The 20,705-nt window shown below is 59.8% G+C and carries 21 protein-coding genes, 4 tRNA genes and 1 pseudogene; 19 read left to right on the plus strand and 7 right to left on the minus strand.

What is annotated here, in order from left to right; all coding sequences use genetic code 11:
• Positions 1 to 142 precede the first annotated feature (142 nt).
• Positions 143 to 319: pseudogene (locus BJ917_RS32715) on the plus strand (HAMP domain-containing protein); the annotation flags it as partial.
• A gap of 204 nt (positions 320 to 523) precedes the next feature.
• Positions 524 to 1,228 (plus strand): methyl-accepting chemotaxis protein, encoded by a 705-nt coding sequence (locus BJ917_RS32720; RefSeq protein ID WP_372237725.1) that lies wholly within the window; start codon positions 524 to 526, stop codon positions 1,226 to 1,228.
• 175 nt (positions 1,229 to 1,403) lie between these two features.
• On the opposite strand, the gene BJ917_RS14635 is transcribed toward BJ917_RS32720, so the two are convergent.
• Positions 1,404 to 2,162: a hypothetical protein gene (locus BJ917_RS14635; protein ID WP_172901626.1), complete on the minus strand. Its 759-nt coding sequence runs from the start codon at positions 2,160 to 2,162 to the stop codon at positions 1,404 to 1,406.
• A gap of 383 nt (positions 2,163 to 2,545) precedes the next feature.
• On the opposite strand from BJ917_RS14635, the gene BJ917_RS14640 reads away from it, so the two are divergent.
• The 4 genes from BJ917_RS14640 to BJ917_RS14655 all read left to right on the plus strand — a co-directional run bounded on the left by BJ917_RS14640 (position 2,546) and on the right by BJ917_RS14655 (position 2,958).
• Positions 2,546 to 2,621 (plus strand) — tRNA-Glu (locus tag BJ917_RS14640).
• Between the two features lie 2 nt (positions 2,622 to 2,623).
• Positions 2,624 to 2,699: transfer RNA gene (locus BJ917_RS14645), tRNA-Gly, on the plus strand.
• Between the two features lie 104 nt (positions 2,700 to 2,803).
• Positions 2,804 to 2,879 (plus strand) — tRNA-Glu (locus BJ917_RS14650).
• A 3-nt stretch (positions 2,880 to 2,882) separates the two neighbouring features.
• Positions 2,883 to 2,958, plus strand: a tRNA-Gly gene (locus BJ917_RS14655).
• Between the two features lie 116 nt (positions 2,959 to 3,074).
• Here BJ917_RS14655 and BJ917_RS14660 read toward each other — a convergent pair.
• From BJ917_RS14660 to BJ917_RS14670, 3 genes are all read right to left on the minus strand, one after another.
• Entirely contained in the window at positions 3,075 to 3,716 is a 642-nt protein-coding gene (locus BJ917_RS14660) for a LysE family translocator (RefSeq protein WP_121103706.1), read from the minus strand.
• A gap of 1 nt (position 3,717) precedes the next feature.
• Positions 3,718 to 4,488, minus strand: coding sequence for a 2OG-Fe(II) oxygenase (locus BJ917_RS14665; RefSeq protein ID WP_121103707.1), 771 nt, complete (start codon positions 4,486 to 4,488; stop codon positions 3,718 to 3,720).
• Between the two features lie 92 nt (positions 4,489 to 4,580).
• Positions 4,581 to 5,207, minus strand: a complete 627-nt coding sequence (locus BJ917_RS14670) for a hypothetical protein (protein WP_096512941.1) — start codon at positions 5,205 to 5,207, stop codon at positions 4,581 to 4,583.
• 91 nt (positions 5,208 to 5,298) lie between these two features.
• On the opposite strand from BJ917_RS14670, the gene BJ917_RS14675 reads away from it, so the two are divergent.
• Positions 5,299 to 6,297, plus strand: coding sequence for a LysR family transcriptional regulator (locus tag BJ917_RS14675; protein WP_096512940.1), 999 nt, complete (start codon positions 5,299 to 5,301; stop codon positions 6,295 to 6,297).
• Between the two features lie 185 nt (positions 6,298 to 6,482).
• Here the strand turns inward: BJ917_RS14675 and BJ917_RS14680 are convergent, their stop codons facing one another.
• Both BJ917_RS14680 and BJ917_RS14685 read right to left on the minus strand, forming a co-directional pair.
• Positions 6,483 to 6,890: a PA2817 family protein gene (locus BJ917_RS14680; protein ID WP_007972361.1), complete on the minus strand. Its 408-nt coding sequence runs from the start codon at positions 6,888 to 6,890 to the stop codon at positions 6,483 to 6,485.
• Positions 6,891 to 6,973: 83 nt separating this feature from the next.
• Complete coding sequence (locus BJ917_RS14685) at positions 6,974 to 9,421, minus strand: acyl-CoA dehydrogenase (RefSeq protein ID WP_121103708.1); 2,448 nt, start codon at positions 9,419 to 9,421, stop codon at positions 6,974 to 6,976.
• Between the two features lie 249 nt (positions 9,422 to 9,670).
• Here BJ917_RS14685 and BJ917_RS14690 point away from each other — a divergent pair, with 249 nt between their 5' ends.
• The 4 genes from BJ917_RS14690 to BJ917_RS14705 all read left to right on the plus strand — a co-directional run bounded on the left by BJ917_RS14690 (position 9,671) and on the right by BJ917_RS14705 (position 12,839).
• Complete coding sequence (locus BJ917_RS14690) at positions 9,671 to 10,330, plus strand: transglutaminase family protein (protein WP_121103709.1); 660 nt, start codon at positions 9,671 to 9,673, stop codon at positions 10,328 to 10,330.
• Between the two features lie 43 nt (positions 10,331 to 10,373).
• Positions 10,374 to 10,997 carry a glutathione S-transferase family protein gene (locus BJ917_RS14695; RefSeq protein WP_121103710.1) on the plus strand — a complete coding sequence of 208 codons (624 nt, stop codon included), beginning with the start codon at positions 10,374 to 10,376 and terminating at the stop codon, positions 10,995 to 10,997.
• Between the two features lie 133 nt (positions 10,998 to 11,130).
• Positions 11,131 to 12,063, plus strand: a complete 933-nt coding sequence (locus BJ917_RS14700; protein ID WP_096512936.1) for an ABC transporter ATP-binding protein — start codon at positions 11,131 to 11,133, stop codon at positions 12,061 to 12,063.
• Entirely contained in the window at positions 12,060 to 12,839 is a 780-nt protein-coding gene (locus BJ917_RS14705; RefSeq protein ID WP_096512935.1) for an ABC transporter permease, read from the plus strand. Before BJ917_RS14700 ends, BJ917_RS14705 begins: the two co-directional genes overlap by 4 nt.
• Before the next feature lie 167 nt (positions 12,840 to 13,006).
• Here the strand turns inward: BJ917_RS14705 and BJ917_RS14710 are convergent, their stop codons facing one another.
• The gene (locus BJ917_RS14710; RefSeq protein ID WP_096512934.1) at positions 13,007 to 13,522 is read right to left on the minus strand and encodes a DUF2062 domain-containing protein; all 516 of its coding nucleotides are present in this window, start codon (positions 13,520 to 13,522) and stop codon (positions 13,007 to 13,009) included.
• Between the two features lie 136 nt (positions 13,523 to 13,658).
• On the opposite strand from BJ917_RS14710, the gene BJ917_RS14715 reads away from it, so the two are divergent.
• The 8 genes from BJ917_RS14715 to murB all read left to right on the plus strand — a co-directional run bounded on the left by BJ917_RS14715 (position 13,659) and on the right by murB (position 20,502).
• Positions 13,659 to 15,881 carry a DNA internalization-related competence protein ComEC/Rec2 gene (locus tag BJ917_RS14715; protein WP_121103711.1) on the plus strand — a complete coding sequence of 741 codons (2,223 nt, stop codon included), beginning with the start codon at positions 13,659 to 13,661 and terminating at the stop codon, positions 15,879 to 15,881.
• Between the two features lie 98 nt (positions 15,882 to 15,979).
• Positions 15,980 to 16,615, plus strand: a complete 636-nt coding sequence (locus BJ917_RS14720) for a MotA/TolQ/ExbB proton channel family protein (protein WP_172901686.1) — start codon at positions 15,980 to 15,982, stop codon at positions 16,613 to 16,615.
• Positions 16,612 to 17,040: a biopolymer transporter ExbD gene (locus BJ917_RS14725; protein WP_096512932.1), complete on the plus strand. Its 429-nt coding sequence runs from the start codon at positions 16,612 to 16,614 to the stop codon at positions 17,038 to 17,040. The genes BJ917_RS14720 and BJ917_RS14725 overlap by 4 nt, the downstream gene beginning before the upstream one ends.
• Entirely contained in the window at positions 17,040 to 18,050 is a 1,011-nt protein-coding gene (gene lpxK / locus BJ917_RS14730) for a tetraacyldisaccharide 4'-kinase (protein WP_096512931.1), read from the plus strand. Before BJ917_RS14725 ends, lpxK begins: the two co-directional genes overlap by 1 nt.
• Before the next feature lie 25 nt (positions 18,051 to 18,075).
• The gene (locus BJ917_RS14735; RefSeq protein WP_007945752.1) at positions 18,076 to 18,261 is read left to right on the plus strand and encodes a Trm112 family protein; all 186 of its coding nucleotides are present in this window, start codon (positions 18,076 to 18,078) and stop codon (positions 18,259 to 18,261) included.
• A complete protein-coding gene (kdsB, locus tag BJ917_RS14740) occupies positions 18,258 to 19,022 on the plus strand; it encodes a 3-deoxy-manno-octulosonate cytidylyltransferase (protein WP_096512930.1) in 765 nt (254 codons plus the stop codon). The genes BJ917_RS14735 and kdsB overlap by 4 nt, the downstream gene beginning before the upstream one ends.
• Positions 19,022 to 19,486: a low molecular weight protein-tyrosine-phosphatase gene (locus BJ917_RS14745; protein ID WP_121103712.1), complete on the plus strand. Its 465-nt coding sequence runs from the start codon at positions 19,022 to 19,024 to the stop codon at positions 19,484 to 19,486. Before kdsB ends, BJ917_RS14745 begins: the two co-directional genes overlap by 1 nt.
• Positions 19,483 to 20,502 carry a UDP-N-acetylmuramate dehydrogenase gene (murB, locus tag BJ917_RS14750; RefSeq protein WP_121103713.1) on the plus strand — a complete coding sequence of 340 codons (1,020 nt, stop codon included), beginning with the start codon at positions 19,483 to 19,485 and terminating at the stop codon, positions 20,500 to 20,502. Before BJ917_RS14745 ends, murB begins: the two co-directional genes overlap by 4 nt.
• Positions 20,503 to 20,705: the final 203 nt, after the last annotated feature.

Here is a 20,705-nt window from a genome sequence, read left to right on the forward strand (position 1 = left end):
CCATATCTCCAGTTTCAGCGACAAACTCGCCGAGTACACCGGCCTGCTGGAGCAGGAAAAGACCGTCTATCAGCAACTGCATCAACGCGCGGCCCAGGTGGTGGAGCGGGTCGATCAAGCCTATGTCGCCGAAGACCGGTCGATGCAGACTGAGCTGAAAAAGAACTCAATCTTGATCATCGGCTCTTCGGCACTGGCGTTGCTGGTTGGATTGATTGCAGCCTGGGTGATTACCCGGTTGATCGTGGGGCCGCTGCGCAGTGTGATTCGTGTGGCACAGCAGATTGCCTCAGGGGATTTGAGCGGGACGGTCGAAGTGACCCGTCGGGACGAAATCGGCCAGTTGATGCAGGCGATGCAGCAGATGGGGGCGGGATTGAGCCGCATTGTCAGTGGTTTGCAGGCGGGTATCGAACAGTTGGCCACTTCCGCGCAATCGCTCTCAGCGGTGACTGAGCAGACCAATCTTGAGGTCAGCAGCCAGAAGGAAGAAACCGAACAGGTCGCGACCGCAATGAACCAGATGACCGCCACCGTGCACGACGTGGCGCGTAACGCGGAAGAAGCCGCCGTGGCGGCGCAAACGGCGGACGGCAAGGTCGAAAGTGGCCAGCTTGTGGTGCGCCAGAGCATGGCCCGGATCGAACAACTGGCGGATTCGGCGACCTCGGCCAGTTCAAGCATCGAGAGCCTGAGCGCGGAAATCCAGAACATCGGCACCGTACTCAGTGTCATCAAAAGCGTGGCCGAACAAACCAACCTGCTGGCACTCAACGCGGCCATCGAGGCCGCACGGGCCGGCGAGCAGGGCAGGGGGTTTGCGGTGGTCGCCGATGAAGTGCGCGCACTGGCCAAACGGACCCAGCAATCGACCGAGGAAATCGAGCGATTGGTCAGCGCCTTGCGTTCGGCGGCGCAGACGTCGGTGCAGCAGATTCAGAGCAGTGGCGACCTGGTGAAACTGGCGGTCAGTGATGCGCTCCAAACCGAAAGTGCGCTGGGCAGTATTGCGGCGGCGGTGTCGTTGATTCAGCAGATGAACCAGCAGATCGCTGCCGCTGCCGAGGAGCAGAGTTCGGTGGCCGAGGAAATCAACCGCAGTGTCACGAGCATTCGTGCCAGTGCGGATCAATCTTCGCTGGCGATGCAGGGAAATGCGGCGTCGAGTATCGAGCTGGCGCAGTTGGGGGTTGAGTTGAAGGGGATGGTGGGGCATTTCAGGCTTTAATAGCTACACCGCCGGACCCTGTAGGAGCGAGCCTGCTCGCGATGGACGTGAACGATGACGAGGGCAGCCAGGATGAACGCGGCGGCGCTCTGACGTTCATCGCGAGCAAGCTCGCTCCTACACAGAGCAAAAAAAAGCCACCGGTCTCGGTGGCTTTTTTGCATTTGTTCGATGATCAGTCGTAGATCACTTTCTTCTTCCAGTCCGCATCGGCCTCGACGTCTTTGAGGCCCTCTGTCAATTGGTTCACTTCGCCTTCAACCGGGGCGATGCGATCCATGACTTGTGCGTTCGCACGGGCCAGGAGTTTTTCCAGGTATTCCAGTTGTTCGGCATAGATTTGTGGCTCCTGCTGCTTGCGCAGGTATTGCACCCCGCGTTCGAACGCCAGGCGCGCCTGGCCCGGCTGGTTCTGTTGCAGGGAATGCTGGCCAAGGTTGTTGAAGAATTCGATGTGCAACAGCACCAGAATATGGCGGACCTCGCGGATCCAGCGCTTGGCTTCGTTGGGCGGCAGGAAGCCGTCCTGTGCCGCGCGGGTGATCTGGCCGTGCAGGGCTTCAAGCAGGAAACGCACGTCCTTGGCCTTGGCCTCTGTCTGGATCGGTGCCGGCGGGTTGTTGACCGGGATCGATTCGCCTTGGGCTACCAGAGCCTCAAGCTCGGTAATCCGTGCCTTGAGGTTGGAGCTGGTCTTTTCCAGATTCAGCAAGCGCTGGCAGACATTCAATTCCAGACGGGTGAGCAGCAGCTTGAGTGCCGGTGTCATCAACTGACCGGGGAAGGTTTCGGTGATCTCGCCGCAACGACGCAGGCGGTCGTTGAGTTCAACCTTGGTACGGGCCCTTTCCAGCTTATTGTTTTCCACCACATGGTTGATGTAGCCAATGGCGATCAATAATGCGATCCCGGCTACAACGAGCAGGGTGATCATGAGTGGTGTCACCGGTAAGACCTCTTATAGGGTTCGCGTGCGAGTGTAGTGGCTTGGCATTTAAGCGCCTAGGGCCGCTCGACGAGTTGGTTCGACAAGGCTTAACCTGTATCGGCTGCAGCCTTGCTTTATAAATGCTGGCACTCACGGAGCAGATTGCCATCACTCATCATGGACTATAGCGTCTTGGCGGGCGTCAGAATATAGGCGCCAAACACCGGGCAGCGGAAAATCCGGATGGGTGCCAAAAAGCAGGGCCAAGTCATTGATTTAAAAAAATTTAATACAGGGGGTTGACGACCTCTCAATCCATCCATAGAATGCGCGCCACTTGCAGCGTAAAGCACACAGCGAAACGAAGCAGGGAGTGAATGTTGTAGTGTGTCCCCTTCGTCTAGTGGCCTAGGACACCGCCCTTTCACGGCGGTAACAGGGGTTCGAGTCCCCTAGGGGACGCCAATGCGGGAATAGCTCAGTTGGTAGAGCACGACCTTGCCAAGGTCGGGGTCGCGAGTTCGAGTCTCGTTTCCCGCTCCAATTTTAAACAGCGTTGCCTTCGGGCAGGGCTGAGTGAAACCAGAACCAAGTCTTAGGATGCGGTTCTGGACACCGAAACACACACCATGTGTTCCGGGTAGCGTGTCCCCTTCGTCTAGTGGCCTAGGACACCGCCCTTTCACGGCGGTAACAGGGGTTCGAGTCCCCTAGGGGACGCCATTTGCGGGAATAGCTCAGTTGGTAGAGCACGACCTTGCCAAGGTCGGGGTCGCGAGTTCGAGTCTCGTTTCCCGCTCCATATTTAACGAAAACGCCGCTCAATCGAGCGGCGTTTTTGTTTGTGCGTGATTTGTATCCAGCAGAAAAAAGAGCCCGCCAGTCAGACTGAGCGGGCTCTTTGCATTTCCGGCGATGTTACATCGACAGGATCAACCGCCCTGCAAACAGGATAAGAATCACGCCCATGGTGCGTTCGAACCAGTGCCCCATGCGCAGGAACAGCAACCTCACCTTGCTGCTTGAAAAGAACAGCGCAACGATCACAAACCATGATGCGTTCACAAAGCACATCCAGATACCGTACAGCGCCTGAATTTCCAGCGGTGTGGTGGTACTGATGAGGGTGGTGAAAATCGCCAGGAAAAACAGGGTAGCCTTCGGATTGGTGGCGTTGGTCAGAAAACCCGTACTGAATGCCTTTAGTAGTGTTTGTTCAATGACCGGCTCATCCGCATCGTTTTCGCCTTCAAGCACGGATTTGGGTTTGCTGCGCAGCAGGCTGATGCCCAGGTACAGAATATAGGCACCACCGATAACCTTGGCCACGGTCAGTAACCAGGGCGTTGTGTGCATCAACGCCCCGACGCCCAGCAGGGTGTACAGCACATGCACGGAAATGCCGGCACCAATGCCCAGCGCCGTGCAGATACCCACCCAGCGGCCAAAACGCACACTCTGGCGGATGGTTACGGCGAAATCCGGACCGGGGGCGACGACGGCCAGGAAATGGATCGTCGCCAGCGCCAGAAACTCGCCCAGGTAATTCGAAAACTGCATTTCAACTCCAGAAAGTAAGGGGTGAGGCGTTGCCGCGATAGCCGACAAAGAATGAAAGGCTCAATCGTGGATCGGCCACACCCGGCGTCACCGAGTGCATGCGGCGCGAATTGAACATGATGAAATCGCCTGGTTCGGGGCGAATCTCCAGGGTCGGAGTACCCAACAGGGCCGGATCGATGCCGTAACTGTCGCCGCGCATTTCGTCGAATTGTTCCGGGGATATGTCGTGGTCCCACATCTGTAGAACACCGCCTTCGGTGGGCATGTTCAGGTAGACGTTGCAGGCAAATTGCGCTTCCAGGCTCCTGGCTTGAAAACTGTCCGGGGCGTCCTTGGCGAAAATGTCGTGATGGGCGAGAAAACACACGCCGGGTTTCACCACCCGGGACAGTCCGACATACATCTTGCGGCCATAGAGGTTTTCCAGATGCGCACCCGCTGGCCAGGACTCATCGAGCATGCAGCGCAAAGTGTCGACCGGGGATGAGTAAGGCGCACAGCGGTTGCGCAATTCCGCGATGTTGCGGGTAGCGCGCTCGAAGTAATCCTCGATCAGCAGCGGCTGGTTTTCCGCTTCATAAAACGCCATGCCGATGCGACCGATGCTCGGCGCGTTGATATAGCCTTCAAAACCCGGCGCGAGGATCTTGTCGCCGATCTCGATCGCCAGCGGCGGGGCCAGCCAGCCTTTGATGCGGATGGCGAGGATTTCTTCGTTGGCCAGCTTTTTTATGCACGTCTCATCGAGACATTCGGCGTCGAGCATCATGTCTTGGGTCCATCCAGAGAAGCGTTAACGCAGCCTGCGAATGCAGGCTCCTGCTGTATCGGGCGATGCCGGCAGCGGCATCGCCGGAAAACTCAGTCCACGCGGTAGTGGACGGACAGCGTCCCTTTCTTGTGCGAAAGGGATTCGATCGTGACCGCGCCCAGATCCTTCAGGCTACGTACATGGGTGCCGCCGCAACCGTAGGCGGGCAGCTCACCGAAACCGATTTCCCGGGCACCTTCGCGCGACGAGGTCAGGCGCGGCAGGTCATGGGCGATCCACTGTGCAAGGCCGTGCTGCAGCGTTTGCACATCAACTTCCTGTGCGCAGTCCGCCGGTTTGAACTGCACTCTTGCTTCGCCCGGCCAGTGTTGTGCCTTGATCGGCATCCAGCCCATGGCCTGGACGAAGTGACCGATCAGGTGACCGGCGGAATGCATGCGCGTATTGAACCGGCGCCGTTCTTCGTCGACGCGAATCTGCGTCATGCCGGGTTCTACCGGGCGGTCGACGAAGTGGACGATCCGGTCCGGGTCCTGCACCACACGCAGTACCCGGCTTTCGCCGATCCAGCCGGTGTCACAGGGTTGTCCGCCACCTTGGGGGTGAAAAAGCGTTGCACGCAACACCACGGCGAATTCGTGCTCGTAGGGCGTGCATTCGAGGATTTCCACATTGGCCTTGAGGTCATCGCTGTGGAAAAAGAGGCGCAGCGTCATATTGCAGGCTCACATAAATGTTTCTAATTTTTATTATATGGAGCGTGCTGGTGCGTGATAATCCGGTCAAACATCAAAGGACTGTTGCTTCGTGAGCATAAATCTTCCACTACCGCTGCTGGGTGAAATGGCGATTTTCGTCAAAGTCGTCGAGACCGGCAGTTTTTCCGAAGCGGCCCGCCAACTGGGTTCTTCGCCTTCGGCGGTGAGTCGCAGTATTTCGCGACTGGAGAAGGCGCTGGCGATACGTCTGCTGCAACGAACCACGCGCAAACTGCGCCTGAGCGATGGTGGCGAGGAAGTGTTCAAGCGTTGTCAGGACATGGTCAGCGCGGCCCGGTCGGTGATGGAAATCAGTGGTCAGTTCACTGAGGAACCCGAGGGAGTGGTGCGTATCAGCGTCCCGAAAGCGGTTGGCCGAATCGTGATTCACCCGCATATGCCGGAGTTTCTGCGCCGTTATCCCAAAGTGGATGTGGAGATGTTGCTCGAGGATCGTCAGGTGGATCTGATCGACGATCACGTCGACCTGGCGATTCGTATCACCGATCGGCCGCCAGCGGGGCTGGTGGGGCGGCAATTGCTGACTATCGACCATTTGCTCTGTGCGACACCGCAGTATCTGGCCGAGCACGGAACGCCGACTCATCCCCATGACTTGCTCAACCACAGTTGCCTCTACCTGGGTGAAACGCCGAGCGATGCGCGCTGGAAGTTCAAGAAGGGCAACAAATCTGTGACTGTTGGTGTACGTGGGCGATATGCCGCCAATCATACGGGCGTACGTTTCGGTGCCGTATTGCAGCACATCGGCATTGGCAGCCTGCCATATTTCACGGCGCGGCGTGCCCTGGAGAAGGGGTTGATGGTGCAAGTGCTGCCGGACTGGACCTTTCTGGCGTCCTACCACGGAGGTGCCTGGTTGCTGCATTCGCCAACCCGATACCTGCCACCCAAGCTACGGGTGTTGATCGATTACCTGGTGGAGTGTCTGGAGAAGGAGCCGACGTTGGGGCGGCCGGGCAAGTCGAGCCCTCCGAATATTGCCGTTTCGGAGTATGAATTGCCTGAAAGTGATGGGTTATTCTGACCGGCCTCTTCGCGGGCAAGTCGGGTCGCCGCATCGCTTGCTCCCACAAGGGCTGTGTGGTGCACAAAGTTTGCGGTGCGCTCCTATCCTGTGGGAGCAAGGCTTGCCCGCGATGGCGTCCTCGGCAACCCACAAAAAAGGCCCGCATGTTCACCAGGCGGGCCTTTTGTGTTTCTGACCGTGGATCAGTGCTTGCTGTCCTGGTTCGACAATGCCAGCAGCTGTTTTTCCTGATTCCAGTCAAAGGGTTCGTCGTTCTGTTCGGCTTCGAAGCGACGTTCTTCCAGTGCCTGGTACAGGTCGATTTCATCATCGGGCATGTAATGCAGGCAGTCGCCGGCGAAGTACCACAGCAGGTCGCGTGGGACCAGGTGGGCGATTTGCGGATAGCGGGTGATCACCTGGCACAGGATGTCCTGGCCTAGGTATTGGCTTTCGATCGGGTCGACCGGCAGCAGGGCAAGCAGTTCGTCAAAACGCTCCAGGAACAAGGCATGGCTTTCGTCGGGAACCTGCTCGGCCTCACCCACGGCGACCAGGATGCTGCGCAGGTGGTCGAGCAAAACGAGATGATCGGCAACGATGTTGGACACGAGATAAGTCCTCAAGAGCAAAACGGGCGCGGGAGTATAAAGCTCCTGCGCCCTTTTTTACATGCCACACAAGGTTGGCTGGATCAGCGGACCTTCTCCTCGGTCAGCGCTATTTCCTTTTTATCGAAATCATCGACATCGATCACCTTGCGCCGTGCCGCCTCGGCCTCACGCAGGGTGTGTGCTTCGCCCGGTTGCAGTACTCCAGCTTCCAGCGCGGCATCGATGACATGCTCGCCGGCCACCGGTTTGACCTGACCGCTCTTGAGCGCCACGTGCAGTTTCTTTTGCAAGGGTTGTGCAGCGTTCAACAGATTGCAGGCGTGTTGCAGGGCGCCGACCGGATCTTCGTTCGATTGCGGGCGGTAGCAACCCCAAAGCACTTCTTCGAGGGTGGGATCGCCCTTGGCGCGACCGATCACCCCTGCGACCGCGGCACCGAGTTTGTCCGACGGCCCTTTGTGGCGGCGACCGAACGGGAACACGATCACCCGCAACAGGCACGCCATTACTTTGTTCGGGAAATTGTTCAGCAGTTCATCCATGGCCCGTTCGGCCTGGCCGAGACTTTCCTCCATGGCCCAGCAAAACAGCGGTTGCATGTGCTCCGGCGTATCAAGGTCGTTGTAGCGTTTGAGCGCGGCGCTGGCCAGGTACAGATTGCTCAATACATCGCCGAGCCGCGCCGAGAGACGTTCGCGACGTTTCAGTTCACCACCCAGCAACATCATGCTGAGATCGGCCAGTAGTGCGAAGGCGGCAGCCTGACGGTTGAGGGCACGGAAATAGCCCTGGCTGAGCTTGTCGCCCGGCACGTGTTCCAGATGACCGAAGCCGAGGTTGAGCACCAGCGTGCTGGCCGCGTTGCCCACGGCAAAACCGATGTGCCTGAGCAGCAGGTTGTCGAACTCGGTCAGTGCCTGATCCTTGTCCTCTCGGGTGGCCAGCGCCATTTCCTTGAGCACGAAGGGATGGCAACGGATGGCACCTTGGCCGAAGATCATCAGATTACGCGAGAGAATGTTCGCGCCTTCTACGGTGATGCAGATGGGTGCGCCTTGCCACATGCGTCCGAGATAATTTTTCGGCCCCATGATGATCGCCTTGCCACCATGCACATCCATCGCATGGCTGATGCACTCGCGACCGCGTTCGGTAAGTTGGTACTTGAGAATCGCCGACAGCACCGACGGTTTCTCACCCAGGTCCACCGCGTTGGCGGTCAGCATGCGCGCGGCGTCCATCATCCAGGCGTTGCCGCCGATGCGGGCCATGGCTTCCTGAATGCCTTCGAACGCCGCAATCGGCACATTGAACTGCTCGCGTATCTGCGCGTACTGCCCGGTCACCAGGCTGGTGAACTTGGCCATGCCGGTGCCCACCGCCGGCAGGGAGATCGAGCGCCCCACCGAAAGGCAATTCATCAGCATCATCCAGCCCTTGCCGAGCATTTCCTGGCCGCCGATCAGGAACTCCAGTGGTACGAACACGTCCTTGCCGGAGTTCGGGCCATTCATGAAGGCAGCACCCAGAGGCAAGTGCCGGCGACCGATTTCCACACCGGCAGTGTCGGTTGGAACCAGTGCCAGGCTGATGCCCAGGTCTTCTTTCTCACCCAACAGATGATCGGGGTCGTAGGCCTTGAACGCCAGGCCGAGCAGGGTGGCCACCGGGCCAAGGGTGATGTAGCGCTTTTCCCAGTTCAGGCGCAGGCCCAGGGTTTCCTGGCCTTCCCATTCACCCTTGCAGATCACCCCGGTGTCGGGCATGCCGCCGGCGTCGGAACCGGCCAGTGGCCCGGTCAGGGCAAAACACGGAATGTCGTCGCCGCGCGCCAGGCGTGGCAGGTAATGATTGCGCTGTTCGTCGGTGCCGTAGTGAAGCAGCAGTTCGGCCGGACCGAGGGAGTTGGGGACCATCACGGTGGAGGCGAGATCACCACTGTGGCTCGCCAGTTTCATCGCCACTTGCGAGTGGGCATAGGCCGAGAAACCCTTGCCGCCAAACTCCTTGGGAATGATCAGGGCGAAGAAGCCATTGTCCTTGATGTAGGTCCAGGCCTCGGCCGGCAGGTCCATGGTTTGACCGAGTTGCCAGTCGCTGACCATGGCGCAGAGTTCTTCGGTCGGGCCGTCGATGAACGCTTGTTCTTCTTCGCTCAATTGCGCCTTCGGGTAGGACAGCAGCTTGTTCCAGTCCGGACGCCCGCTGAACAGTTCTCCATCCCACCACACGGTGCCGGCTTCAATGGCGTCGCGTTCGGTTTGCGACATGGGCGGCAGGGTTTTCTGGAACCAGTTGAACATCGGCGCGCTGAAGAATTTGCGGCGCAGATCAGGCAATAACAGCGGTGCGGCCACGGCGGCGATCAGCACCCAGAAAATCAGCAGCAGCCAGCCCGGTGCGCGACTGAATGCGCCCATTGCCAGCAAGTAGACAGCCACAATGCCCAAGGCAGGCAGCGGCGCGACACGACGGTGGGCTAAATAAGCTATCCCGACAACCAGAACCAGTATCCACAACAGCAGCATATTTAATCCTCCGTGAAACCAGGGCGAACCAACCCACAGAGCTTAGACGGCATCCGTGAAACAGGGTGGTCGGGGCGAGGTGATTGAAAACGTGGGAAACTATGGATGATTTTGTAGGCCCGGATGAACGACAAACCGTGAAAAATCGTCCACAGAACGGGCGACAAAGCGTCCATATTTGGCCGAAACGTCGTTATCTCTGTGCTGAACCTCTCGCTAGACTCGGGGCTTCCCCAGGAGATTGCCCACATGCACGAGTACCTGAGCCCCGGCCGTTTCATCGATAGTGACCATCCCTCAGTGGTGGAGTTCGCCGAAAAACACCGTGGTGCCCGTCGCGACCCGATTGAGCAGGCGATCCATCTCTATTACGCAGTGCGCGAGGCGGTGCGCTACAACCCGTACACCTTCAGCCTCGATCCACAGACCCTGCGCGGCAGTTACGCACTGGCGACCGGGGAGAGTTATTGCGTGCCCAAGGCCGCGCTGTTGGCAGGCGCGGCGCGGCATTGCGGGATTGCGGCGCGCATTGGTCTGGCGGATGTGCGCAATCATTTATCGACGCCGCGCCTGCTCGAGTTGCTCAAGAGCGACGTGTTCGCCATGCACGGTTATACCGAGCTGTATCTGAACGGGCGCTGGGTCAAGGCCACGCCGGCGTTCAATCAAGGGTTGTGCGATTTATTCAATGTGGCACCGCTGGAGTTCGACGGAATAAACGACAGTGTCTTCCACCCCTTCAATCGCGACGGCGAGAAGCTGATGGAGTACCTGATCGACCACGGCCAGTTCACCGACGTGCCGGAAGCGTTCTTCTTCGAGCATCTGCGCAAGTGCTATCCGCATCTGTTCGGCGGGCAAACACAACCACTGCTGGGGGACATGCAGAGCGATTTGAGTCGCGCCTGATCCGGCGTATGCTGCCTGCGAATTCATCAATCGAGAGGCGGTCATGCTGAAGATCTGGGGTCGGAAAAATTCGTCGAATGTCAGAAAACCATTGTGGGCCGCCGAAGAACTTGGCCTGGCCTATGAAGCCATCGATGCGGGCGGCGCTTTTGGCGTCGTCGATACGCCCGAGTACCGCGCCATGAACCCCAATGGCCGCGTTCCGGTGATCGAAGACGACGGTTTCGTGTTGTGGGAATCCAATGCCATCGTTCGTTACCTGTTGGCCAGGCATGCAGCGGATACCCCGTGGTACCCGGCGGATTTACAGGCGCGGGCCACTGCCGACAAGTGGATGGACTGGACCACCTCCAGTTTTGCAGGTCCCTTCCGCACCGTGTTCTGGGGCGTCTTGCGTACCCCCGCAGATCAGCAGGACTGGCCCGCCATCAAGGCGGCGATCACGGAGTGCGACACACTGCTGGCAATGGCCGATCAGGCGCTGGCCGCCAAGCCCTACCTGTCCGGTGAGCAGATCGGCATGGGTGACATTCCCCTGGGCAGTTTTATTTATGCCTGGTTCGAGATGCCGATCGAGCGTGCACCGCAGCCGCATCTGGAGGCTTGGTACGCAAGGTTGAAACAGCGTCCGGCCTATCGCAAGGCGGTCATGACCGCGTTGACTTAATACTCACTATCGACACACTTGACTGTACTTGTGTGGCGGCGACAAGCACCATTGTGCTAATGCGTTGCGGTTGCGTTGATTGCCGCCCACCGTTACTTATCCCTTTCTTTCCTTCTTGGTGCGTAAATCCGATATGAGTTCCGCTCTGTCCATCCGGCAGCTAACCAAAACCTACGGCAACGGTTTCCAGGCCTTGAGTGGTATCGATCTGGACGTCGCCGAAGGTGACTTTTTCGCCTTGCTCGGCCCGAACGGCGCTGGCAAATCCACGACCATCGGCATCCTCTCGACCCTGGTGAACAAGACCAGCGGCACGGTGAATATCTTCGGTCACGACCTGGACAAGAACCCGGCGGCGCTCAAGCGTTCCATCGGCGTGGTGCCCCAGGAATTCAACTTCAACCAGTTCGAAAAGACCTTCGACATCGTCGTGACCCAGGCCGGTTACTACGGCATTCCCGCGAAAGTCGCCAAGGAACGCGCCGAGCAATACCTGACCCAGCTCGGCTTGTGGGACAAGCGCGATGTGCCGTCGCGCTCGCTGTCCGGCGGCATGAAGCGCCGGTTGATGATCGCCCGCGCGCTGGTTCACGAACCGCGCCTGTTGATCCTCGACGAACCGACTGCCGGGGTGGACATCGAACTGCGTCGCTCGATGTGGACCTTCCTCACCGAGCTGAACAAGAAGGGCATCACCATCATCCTCACCACCCATTATCTGGAGGAGGCTGAGCAGTTGTGCCGCAACATCGGCATCATCGACCACGGCACCATCGTCGAAAACACCAGCATGAAGCAGCTCCTGAGCCAACTGCATGTCGAGACCTTCCTGCTGGATTTGAAGAGCAGCCCGAGTGCACCACCTCAACTGATCGGCTACCCATCACGGTTGCTCGATGGTCACACCCTGGAAGTGCAGGTCGACAAAAGCATGGGCATCACTGCGCTGTTCACCCAGCTTGCCCAGCAGAACATCGAAGTGTTGAGCCTGCGTAACAAAACCAATCGCCTCGAGGAGTTATTCGTGTCCCTGGTGGAGAAAAATCTGTCGAAGGTGGCGGTATGAGTTCCGAGCTGCAACCCAACCTCGTAGCCCTCAACACCATCGTTTACCGAGAGGTCCGGCGCTTTACCCGGATCTGGCCGCAGACACTGCTGCCGCCGGCCATCACCATGGTTCTGTATTTCGTGATCTTCGGTAACCTGATCGGTCGGCAGATCGGTGATATGGGTGGCTTCACCTATATGGAGTACATCGTGCCGGGGCTGATCATGATGTCGGTGATCACCAACTCCTACGGCAACGTGGTGTCGAGTTTCTTCGGCAGCAAGTTCCAGCGTTCCATCGAAGAACTGATGGTGTCGCCGGTCTCGCCGCACACCATCCTGATCGGCTACACCCTGGGTGGCGTGCTGCGCGGGTTGATGGTCGGGATCATCGTGACGCTGTTGTCGCTGTTCTTCACCCATTTGCAAGTGCATCACCTGGGCGTGACCATTCTGGTGGTGGTGCTGACGGCGACGATCTTCTCGCTGCTGGGTTTCATCAACGCGGTGTTTGCGCGCAATTTCGACGACATCTCGATCATCCCGACCTTCGTGCTGACGCCGCTGACGTACCTGGGCGGGGTGTTTTACTCGATCTCGCTGCTGCCGCCGTTCTGGCAGACCGTGTCCCTGGCCAACCCGGTGCTGCACATGGTCAACGCGTTCCGCTACGGCATCCTTGGCGTGTCGGATATCCGCATCAGCATTGCGATTACGTTCATGCTGGTGGCGACCGTGATTCTGTATTTCGGTTGTGCGCGGTTGCTGGTGAGCGGGCGGGGGATGCGCACGTAATATCAATGGCTGCATTCCCCCTGTGGGAGCAAAGCTTGCTCGCGATGACGGTAGTCCAGTCATCAATGATGTCGCCTGATACTTTGCAATCGCGAGCAAGCTTTGCTCCTACAGGGTGTGCATTCACCACAAAAAACGGCCTCCCAATTGGAGGCCGTTTTGCATTCTCACATCCTGCTTTGCTTGCGCCGCTTCCACTGTCGCGCCACCCACCAGCGCCAATACATCATCACCAGACAATAGGCCAGCGCCCCAAGCACCAATCCCGTCACTACGGACCCCAGCAAAAACGGCTGCCACAAGGTCGAGAGCTCACCGCTGATCCATTCCCAGGTCAATTCGTCGGGCAGGTGTCGGGCGGGAACGTCCATCAGCCAGGCACCGGTCTGGTAGGTGCAGTAGAACACGGCGGGCATGGTGATCGGGTTGGTCAGCCAGACCAGGCTGACGGCAATCGGCATGTTGCCGCGCACGACGATCGCGAGGATGGCGGCGACCAGCATCTGCAACGGAATCGGCAGGAACGCCGCGAACAGACCGACCGCCATGGCACGGGCGACGGAATGGCGGTTGAGGTGCCAGAGGTTCGGGTCATGCAGCAGCGTGCCGAGAAAGCGTAAGGACTTGTGTTCCCTGATGCTGGTCGGATCTGGCATGTAACGTTTGAATAAGCGCCGGGGCATAAGGCTTCTCGGTCGGTTCAGGCGGCAAGTATGTCTGGATTCTATGAACCGCCCATTCAGACTTTGTGACAATTGATAACGACGGTCGTGCGCTCGACTGGCTATTCCTAGGGACGGGACTCTCAAGGACGGGCGTATGCGCACAGGGATGGCGGCGTTGGCGCTGGGTTTGCTGGCCCTGCGTTTTTTACCGGCGTTGCCGTCGGTCGGGTGGTGGCTGTTGATGCCGGTGGCGGGTTTGATGTTGCTGCCGTTCAGGACGTATCCGGTGGCGTTTTTCCTGTTCGGTTTGAGCTGGGCCTGTGCGCAGGCGCAATGGGCGCTGGATGATCGATTGCCGTCGAGTCTGGATGGCGAAACGCGCTGGATTGAAGGGCGGGTAACGGGATTGCCCCAGCACGGCGAGGCCGTCGTGCGATTCGAATTGGCCGATGCCCGGTCACGACACGCAAAGGTGCCGCGGCTCATGCGCCTGGCCTGGTACGACGGGCCGCCGGTGAACAGCGGTGAACGCTGGCGACTGGCGGTCAAGTTGAAGCGTCCTGCCGGTTTGCTCAATCCGCATGCCTTCGATCACGAGGCCTGGCTGCTGGTGCGTCGTATCGGCGCGACCGGGACTGTCAAGGACGGCGAGCGACTTTCCGAGGCACGATGGGCCTGGCGTGACGGTATTCGTCAGAAGTTGCAGACCGTGGATGCCCAGGGTCGAACCGGCGCGCTGACGGCATTGGTGCTGGGGGATGGTGCCGGGCTCAGTCGCGAAGACTGGCAAGTGTTGCAGGACACCGGGACCGTGCACCTGTTGGTGATTTCGGGGCAACACATCGGGTTGCTGGCGGGGCTGGTGTATTTGCTGATTGCCGGGCTTGCCCGTTATGGCCTGTGGCCAAACCGCCTGCCGTGGCTGCCCTGGGCCTGCGGTCTGGCATTCATGGCGGCCTTGGGTTATGGGCTGTTGGCCGGCTTCGAGGTGCCGGTGCGCCGTGCCTGCCTGATGATTGGTCTGGTGCTGTTGTGGCGTCTGCGATTTCGCCACCTCGGTGCCTGGTGGCCGCTGTTGCTGGCACTCAACGGCGTTTTGCTACTGGACCCGCTGGCCAGTCTGCAACCGGGATTCTGGTTGTCCTTCGGGGCGGTGGCGGTGCTGATCTTTACCTTCGGCGGTCGCCTGGGGCCCTGGCGATGGTGGCAAACCTGGACCCGCGCCCAATGGTTGATCGCCGTGGGCCTGGGTCCGTTATTGCTGGTGCTGGGGTTGCCGATCAGTCTCAGCGGACCGCTGGTCAATCTGCTGGCGGTGCCCTGGATCAGCCTGCTGGTGCTGCCACCAGCCTTGCTCGGGACCCTGCTGTTGCCCGTGCCTTATGTGGGGGACGGGCTGCTGTGGCTGGCCGGCGGAATGCTCGACTGGCTCTTCAAGGGGCTGACGGTGATGGCCGGGCAGATTCCCGCGTGGGTGCCCGTGGCGGTTCCCTGGTGGGCATGGAGCCTGGGGGCACTCGGCGCGATCCTGCTTTTGCTGCCCCAAGGCGTGCCGCTACGGCCCTTGGGTTGGCCTTTACTGCTGGTGCTGGTTTTTCCGACCCGACCCACCCTGCCTGAAGGCATGGCCGAAATCTGGCAGCTGGATGTGGGGCAGGGGCTGGCCATCCTGGTGCGCACTCGCCATCACGCGCTGCTCTATGACGCCGGGCCGCGTGTTGGCGATAACGATCTCGGTGAGCGTGTAGTACTGCCGACGTTGCGCAAACTGGGCGTGGACGGTCTTGACCTGATGCTGATCAGTCACGCCCACGCCGATCATGCCGGCGGGGCGCGGGCGGTCGCCAAGGGACTGCCGGTGAAGCGTGTCATCAGTGGCGAACCCGGGGAGCTGCCGACGGAACTGCAAGCCGGGGACTGCGAGTCCAGCCGGCAATGGACGTGGGACGGTGTGAACTTTGAACTCTGGCGATGGGCGGATGCCCGGGAAAGCAATCCAAAATCCTGCGTGCTGCAGATTGAAGCCAATGGCGAGCGATTGCTGCTGACCGGCGACATCGACACAGCGGCCGAACGAGCGCTGCTCGACAGTCCGTTGGCCGTGGCCACCGACTGGTTGCAATCGCCGCACCACGGCAGCCGCAGTTCGTCTTCCGCAGCGTTGCTCGCCACGTTGCAACCCAAGGCGGTGCTGATCTCCCGTGGCCAGGGCAATTCCTTCGGCCATCCCCATCCCTCCGTTATTGCACGCTATCGGGCCCGGGGCATGGCGATCCATGACAGCGCCGAACAGGGCGCCATCCGTCTGCAACTGGGGCACTTCAAACCGCCGTGGTCAATGCGTCAAGAACCGCGTTTCTGGCGCTCCGCGAAATGACCGCAGGTCATGAAAGCCCGACCGGATGCGACATCACGGTCTTCGGTGCGTCCAACCCCTATGTTAGAGTGGCGCACTTTTTCGAGGGGACTGTCACTGTGTGGGAATTGGTCAAATCCGGCGGCTGGATGATGCTGCCGATCATCCTGAGTTCCATCGCGGCAATGGCGATCGTTGCCGAGCGCCTCTGGACCCTGCGGGCCAGCCGCGTGACCCCGGAGCACTTGCTGGGTCAGGTCTGGGTGTGGATCAAGGACAAAAAACTCAATAAAGAAAAACTCAAGGAACTGCGCGCCAACTCCCCGCTGGGCGAGATCCTGGCGGCGGGCCTGGCCAACTCCAGGCATGGTCGCGAGATCATGAAGGAGTGCATCGAAGAGGCCGCCGCCCGGGTGATCCACGAGCTGGAGCGCTATATCAACGCGCTGGGCACCATCGCCGCCATGGCGCCGTTGCTGGGTCTGCTGGGCACCGTGTTGGGCATGATCGATATCTTCAGTTCGTTCATGGGCACGGGCATGACGACCAACGCTGCAGTGTTGGCCGGCGGCATTTCCAAGGCCTTGATTACAACGGCTTCCGGCCTGATCGTTGGTATCCCGTCGGTATTCTTCCACCGGTTTTTGCAACGGCGCATTGATGAACTCGTCGTAGGCATGGAGCAGGAAGCCATCAAGCTGGTTGAAGTGGTTCAGGGCGACCGTGACGTTGATCTGGCCGAGGGCAAAGCGTGAAGTTCCGTCGCAAACAGCGGGAGAACGTGGACATCAACCTCGTGTCGCTGATCGACGTGGTGTTTGTCCTGCTGCTGTTTTTCGTGGTGACCACCACGTTCACCCGTGAAACCCAGTTGCGTGTCGATCTGCCGGAAGCGGTCAGCGGTTCACCTGCCGAGGATCAGACCAAACAACTGGATATCGCCATCAGTGCTGACGGCGTGTTCTCGGTGAATAATCAGATTTTGCCGAAAAGTGATTTGGCGACCCTGATGGACGCGCTGCAGAAAGAGTCCAATGGCGATACCAGTCGACCGCTGTCCATCAGTGCCGACGGTAAATCCCAGCATCAGTCCGTGATCACCGCCATGGACGCTGCGGGCAAGCTCGGTTTCAGCCACTTGCGCATGACCACAGTCGAGGCGGCGCCGCCCGCGCCCTGATGGCCATGTCCGAACGCCTGCTCGCCGCGTGGTACCGGGGGCATCCGGCCCTGAAACTGCTGCAGCCACTGGAGTGGCTGTATCGACGCGTGGTCAACAACAAGCGCAAGCGCTTCCTGGCAGGCGAAGGTGCAATCTATCAGCCGCCGGTGCCGCTGATCGTGGTCGGAAACATCACGGTCGGCGGTACCGGCAAGACACCGCTGATCCTGTGGATGATCCAGCATTGCCAGCGTAGCGGCTTGCGGGTCGGCGTGGTCAGTCGCGGTTATGGTGCTAAACCACCGCAATTGCCGTGGCGGGTCGAAGCGGATCAAAGTGCAGGCGTTGCCGGCGACGAACCGCTGTTGATCGTCCAGCGCACTGGCGTCCCGTTGATGATCGACCCTGACCGCAGCCGCGCCGTCCAAGCCTTGCTGGCAAGCGAGCCGCTGGACCTCATCCTGTCCGATGATGGCATGCAGCATTACCGCCTGGCCCGGGATCTGGAGCTGGTGCTGATCGACGCTGCCCGTGGCCTGGGCAACCAGCGTTGCCTGCCTGCCGGGCCGTTGCGTGAACCGGTCGAGCGCCTGCAAAGTGTCGATGCGGTGCTTTATAACGGCGCCACGGCTGACCGTAGCGACGGTTTTGCCTTCCAGTTGCAACCGACGGCACTCATCAACCTGCGCAGCGGCGAACGACGTTCCCTCGAACACTTTCCCGCAGGCCAGGCGATGCATGCCGTGGCCGGGATCGGCAACCCCCGGCGTTTCTTCAAGACCCTCGAAACGCTACACTGGAAGCCAATCGCGCATCCATTCGCCGACCACGCCGAATACAGCGTGCAGGCCTTGAGTTTCACCCCGTCATTGCCGCTGGTGATGACTGAAAAGGACGCAGTGAAGTGCCGTGCTTTCGCCGCCGCCGATTGGTGGTACCTGGCGGTGGATGCTGTGCCGTCACCGGCTTTCGAGGCCTGGTTCGATACACAGTTGATGCGCCTGTTGCCGGCGCGTCTGTTGCCTTAAATCCGTTTTTATCCAGGGAATGTTCATGGACACCAAATTGCTCGACATCCTCGCTTGCCCGGTCTGCAAAGGCCCGCTCAAGCTCAGCGCCGACAAGACCGAGCTGATCAGCAAGGGCGCCGGCCTGGCGTACCCGATTCGCGACGGTATCCCGGTGATGCTCGAAACCGAAGCCCGCACCCTGACCACCGACGAGCGTCTGGATAAATGACCAAAGCCTTTACCGTTGTCATTCCTGCACGCTACGCCTCCACCCGTTTGCCGGGCAAACCGTTGCTGCTGATCGCCGGCAAGCCGATGATCCAGCACGTCTGGGAGCAGGCGAGCAAAAGCAGCGCCCAGCGCGTAGTGGTTGCGACTGACGATGCGCGCATCCTCGAGGCCTGCATCGGGTTTGGCGCTGAAGTCGTGATGACCCGCGAGGATCACAACTCCGGCACCGATCGCCTGGCGGAAGTCGCGGCGAAACTGGGTCTGGCGCCTGACGCCATCGTCGTTAACGTCCAGGGCGACGAACCGTTGATCCCGCCGAGCGTGATCGATCAGGTCGCCAACAACCTTGCAGCCCACACTGAGGCGCGCATGGCCACCCTGGCCGAGCCGATCGAAGACGTCGAAACCCTGTTCAATCCCAACGTGGTCAAGGTCGTCAGCGACCTCAATGGCCTGGCACTGACGTTCAGTCGCGCTACATTGCCATGGGCACGGGATGCCTTTGCCCAGAGTCGTGACCTGCTGCCGGAGGGCGTGCCGTACCGTCGCCACATCGGTATCTATTCCTACCGCGCCGGTTTCCTGCATGACTTCGTCAGCTGGGGCCCGTGCTGGCTGGAAAACACTGAATGCCTGGAGCAGCTACGGGCTCTCTGGCACGGCGTACGGATTCATGTCGCCGATGCGCTGATCGCGCCGCCGGCCGGTGTCGATACCGTTGAAGACCTTGAGCGCGTTCGTCGCCTGCTGGAGGCCTGATGCGGGTTCTGTTTGTCTGCTTGGGCAATATCTGCCGGTCACCCACCGCCGAGGGCGTGCTGCGACACAAACTTCGTGAGGCGGGCCTGGCCGATCAAGTCGAAGTCGCCTCCGCCGGTACCGGCGACTGGCACGTCGGCAAGGCGCCGGACAAGCGCAGCCAGGCTGCAGCGAAGCTGCGTGGCTACGACCTGTCGACCCAGCGCGCCCAGCAAGTGACTCGTGCCGATTTCGCCACTTATGACCTGATTTTGGCGATGGACAACAGCAACCTGCGCAACCTCAAGGCTTTGCAACCGGACAAAGGCAAGGCCGAGCTGGACCTGTTCCTGCGCCGTTATCAGTCAGATGTCGATGAGGTGCCGGACCCGTACTACGACGGCGACCAGGGTTTCGAGCAGGTGCTGGACCTGATCGAGCGTGCGAGCGATTTGCTGGTGATCGAATTGAAGGGACGGTTATGAGTCTGCAGGTGCGCTCACAGGTTTCGCTCAAGCCGTACAACAGTTTTGGCGTGGACGTTCAGGCTCGCCTGTTTGCCGAGGCCCATAGCGATGCCGACGTGCGTGAGGCCTTGGCCTATGCACAGGCGCATGACGTGCCGCTATTGGTGATTGGCGGTGGCAGCAACTTGCTGTTGACGGCCGATATCCAGTCACTGGTGCTGCGCATGGCCACTCGCGGGATTCGCGTGGTGAGCGACGACGGCAACAAAGTGGTGATAGAAGCCGAGGCGGGCGAGCCATGGCACCCGTTCGTGCAACACACCCTGGTGCACGGGTTTTCAGGCCTGGAAAATCTCAGCCTGATCCCTGGTACCGTCGGTGCGGCGCCGATGCAGAACATCGGCGCCTACGGGGTCGAGATCAAGGACGTGTTCGCCGGCCTGACCGCCCTCGATCGCCAGAGTGGCGAGTTGCGCGAGTTCACCCTGGAAGAATGCAACTTCGCCTACCGTGACAGCCTGTTCAAACAGGAACCGGGACGCTGGTTGATCCTGCGCGTGCGTTTCATCCTCGACCGCACCGCACACCTGCATCTGGAATACGGCCCGGTGCGTCAACGCCTGACCGATCAAGGCATCGAGCATCCGACGGCCAGTGATGTCAGCCAAGCCATTTGCAGCATTCGCAACGAAAAACTTCCGGACCCGGCGGTACTGGGCAACGCCGGCAGTTTCTTCAAGAATCCCTTGGTGCCGGCGGCGCTGGTTGCACAGCTCAAAGGCGAGTACCCGGATCTGGTGGCCTACCCGCAGCCCGACGGACAGATGAAACTGGCTGCCGGATGGCTGATCGAACGGGCAGGGTGGAAAGGTTTCCGCGAAGCCGATGCCGGCGTGCATAAAATGCAGGCGCTGGTATTGGTTAACTACGGCGATGCCACCGGTCTGCAACTGCTGAATCTGGCGCAGCGCATCCAGAAGGACATTTCCGAGCGTTTCCATGTCGACCTGGAAATGGAGCCGAACCGGTATTGAAGCTAAGCTTTCAAGGTTCAATCCAAAGCCCTGCACTGATGAACAGTGCAGGGCTTTTTTGTTAATGCTGCGTTAACTTAGCGAGCTAACGATGCAAGGCATTTCCTCATCAAAGGCCCGGTGCAGACGGTTTCGTCGGCATAAGAGAGCCCCTTTAGCCTGAGCCGATCTGCGTGATGCCAACCGCCGATATTCGGCGGCAG

The sequence above is a fragment of the Pseudomonas sp. WPR_5_2 genome, assembly GCF_003634475.1.
Classification (GTDB): domain Bacteria; phylum Pseudomonadota; class Gammaproteobacteria; order Pseudomonadales; family Pseudomonadaceae; genus Aquipseudomonas; species Aquipseudomonas izuensis.

Coding starts and splice junctions, on each gene's coding strand:
- BJ917_RS14685 (WP_121103708.1), bottom strand. CDS start 9,421: ATGCTGCTGTTGTGGATACTGGTTCTGGTTGTCGGGATAGCTTATTTA.
- murB (WP_121103713.1), top strand. CDS start 19,483: ATGAGTCTGCAGGTGCGCTCACAGGTTTCGCTCAAGCCGTACAACAGT.
- BJ917_RS32720 (WP_372237725.1), top strand. CDS start 524: ATGACCGCCACCGTGCACGACGTGGCGCGTAACGCGGAAGAAGCCGCC.
- BJ917_RS14690 (WP_121103709.1), top strand. CDS start 9,671: ATGCACGAGTACCTGAGCCCCGGCCGTTTCATCGATAGTGACCATCCC.
- BJ917_RS14710 (WP_096512934.1), bottom strand. CDS start 13,522: ATGCCCCGGCGCTTATTCAAACGTTACATGCCAGATCCGACCAGCATC.
- BJ917_RS14700 (WP_096512936.1), top strand. CDS start 11,131: ATGAGTTCCGCTCTGTCCATCCGGCAGCTAACCAAAACCTACGGCAAC.
- BJ917_RS14635 (WP_172901626.1), bottom strand. CDS start 2,162: ATGATCACCCTGCTCGTTGTAGCCGGGATCGCATTATTGATCGCCATT.
- BJ917_RS14715 (WP_121103711.1), top strand. CDS start 13,659: ATGCGCACAGGGATGGCGGCGTTGGCGCTGGGTTTGCTGGCCCTGCGT.
- BJ917_RS14665 (WP_121103707.1), bottom strand. CDS start 4,488: ATGATGCTCGACGCCGAATGTCTCGATGAGACGTGCATAAAAAAGCTG.
- BJ917_RS14735 (WP_007945752.1), top strand. CDS start 18,076: ATGGACACCAAATTGCTCGACATCCTCGCTTGCCCGGTCTGCAAAGGC.
- BJ917_RS14660 (WP_121103706.1), bottom strand. CDS start 3,716: ATGCAGTTTTCGAATTACCTGGGCGAGTTTCTGGCGCTGGCGACGATC.
- kdsB (WP_096512930.1), top strand. CDS start 18,258: ATGACCAAAGCCTTTACCGTTGTCATTCCTGCACGCTACGCCTCCACC.
- BJ917_RS14745 (WP_121103712.1), top strand. CDS start 19,022: ATGCGGGTTCTGTTTGTCTGCTTGGGCAATATCTGCCGGTCACCCACC.
- BJ917_RS14670 (WP_096512941.1), bottom strand. CDS start 5,207: ATGACGCTGCGCCTCTTTTTCCACAGCGATGACCTCAAGGCCAATGTG.
- BJ917_RS14705 (WP_096512935.1), top strand. CDS start 12,060: ATGAGTTCCGAGCTGCAACCCAACCTCGTAGCCCTCAACACCATCGTT.
- lpxK (WP_096512931.1), top strand. CDS start 17,040: ATGGCCATGTCCGAACGCCTGCTCGCCGCGTGGTACCGGGGGCATCCG.
- BJ917_RS14695 (WP_121103710.1), top strand. CDS start 10,374: ATGCTGAAGATCTGGGGTCGGAAAAATTCGTCGAATGTCAGAAAACCA.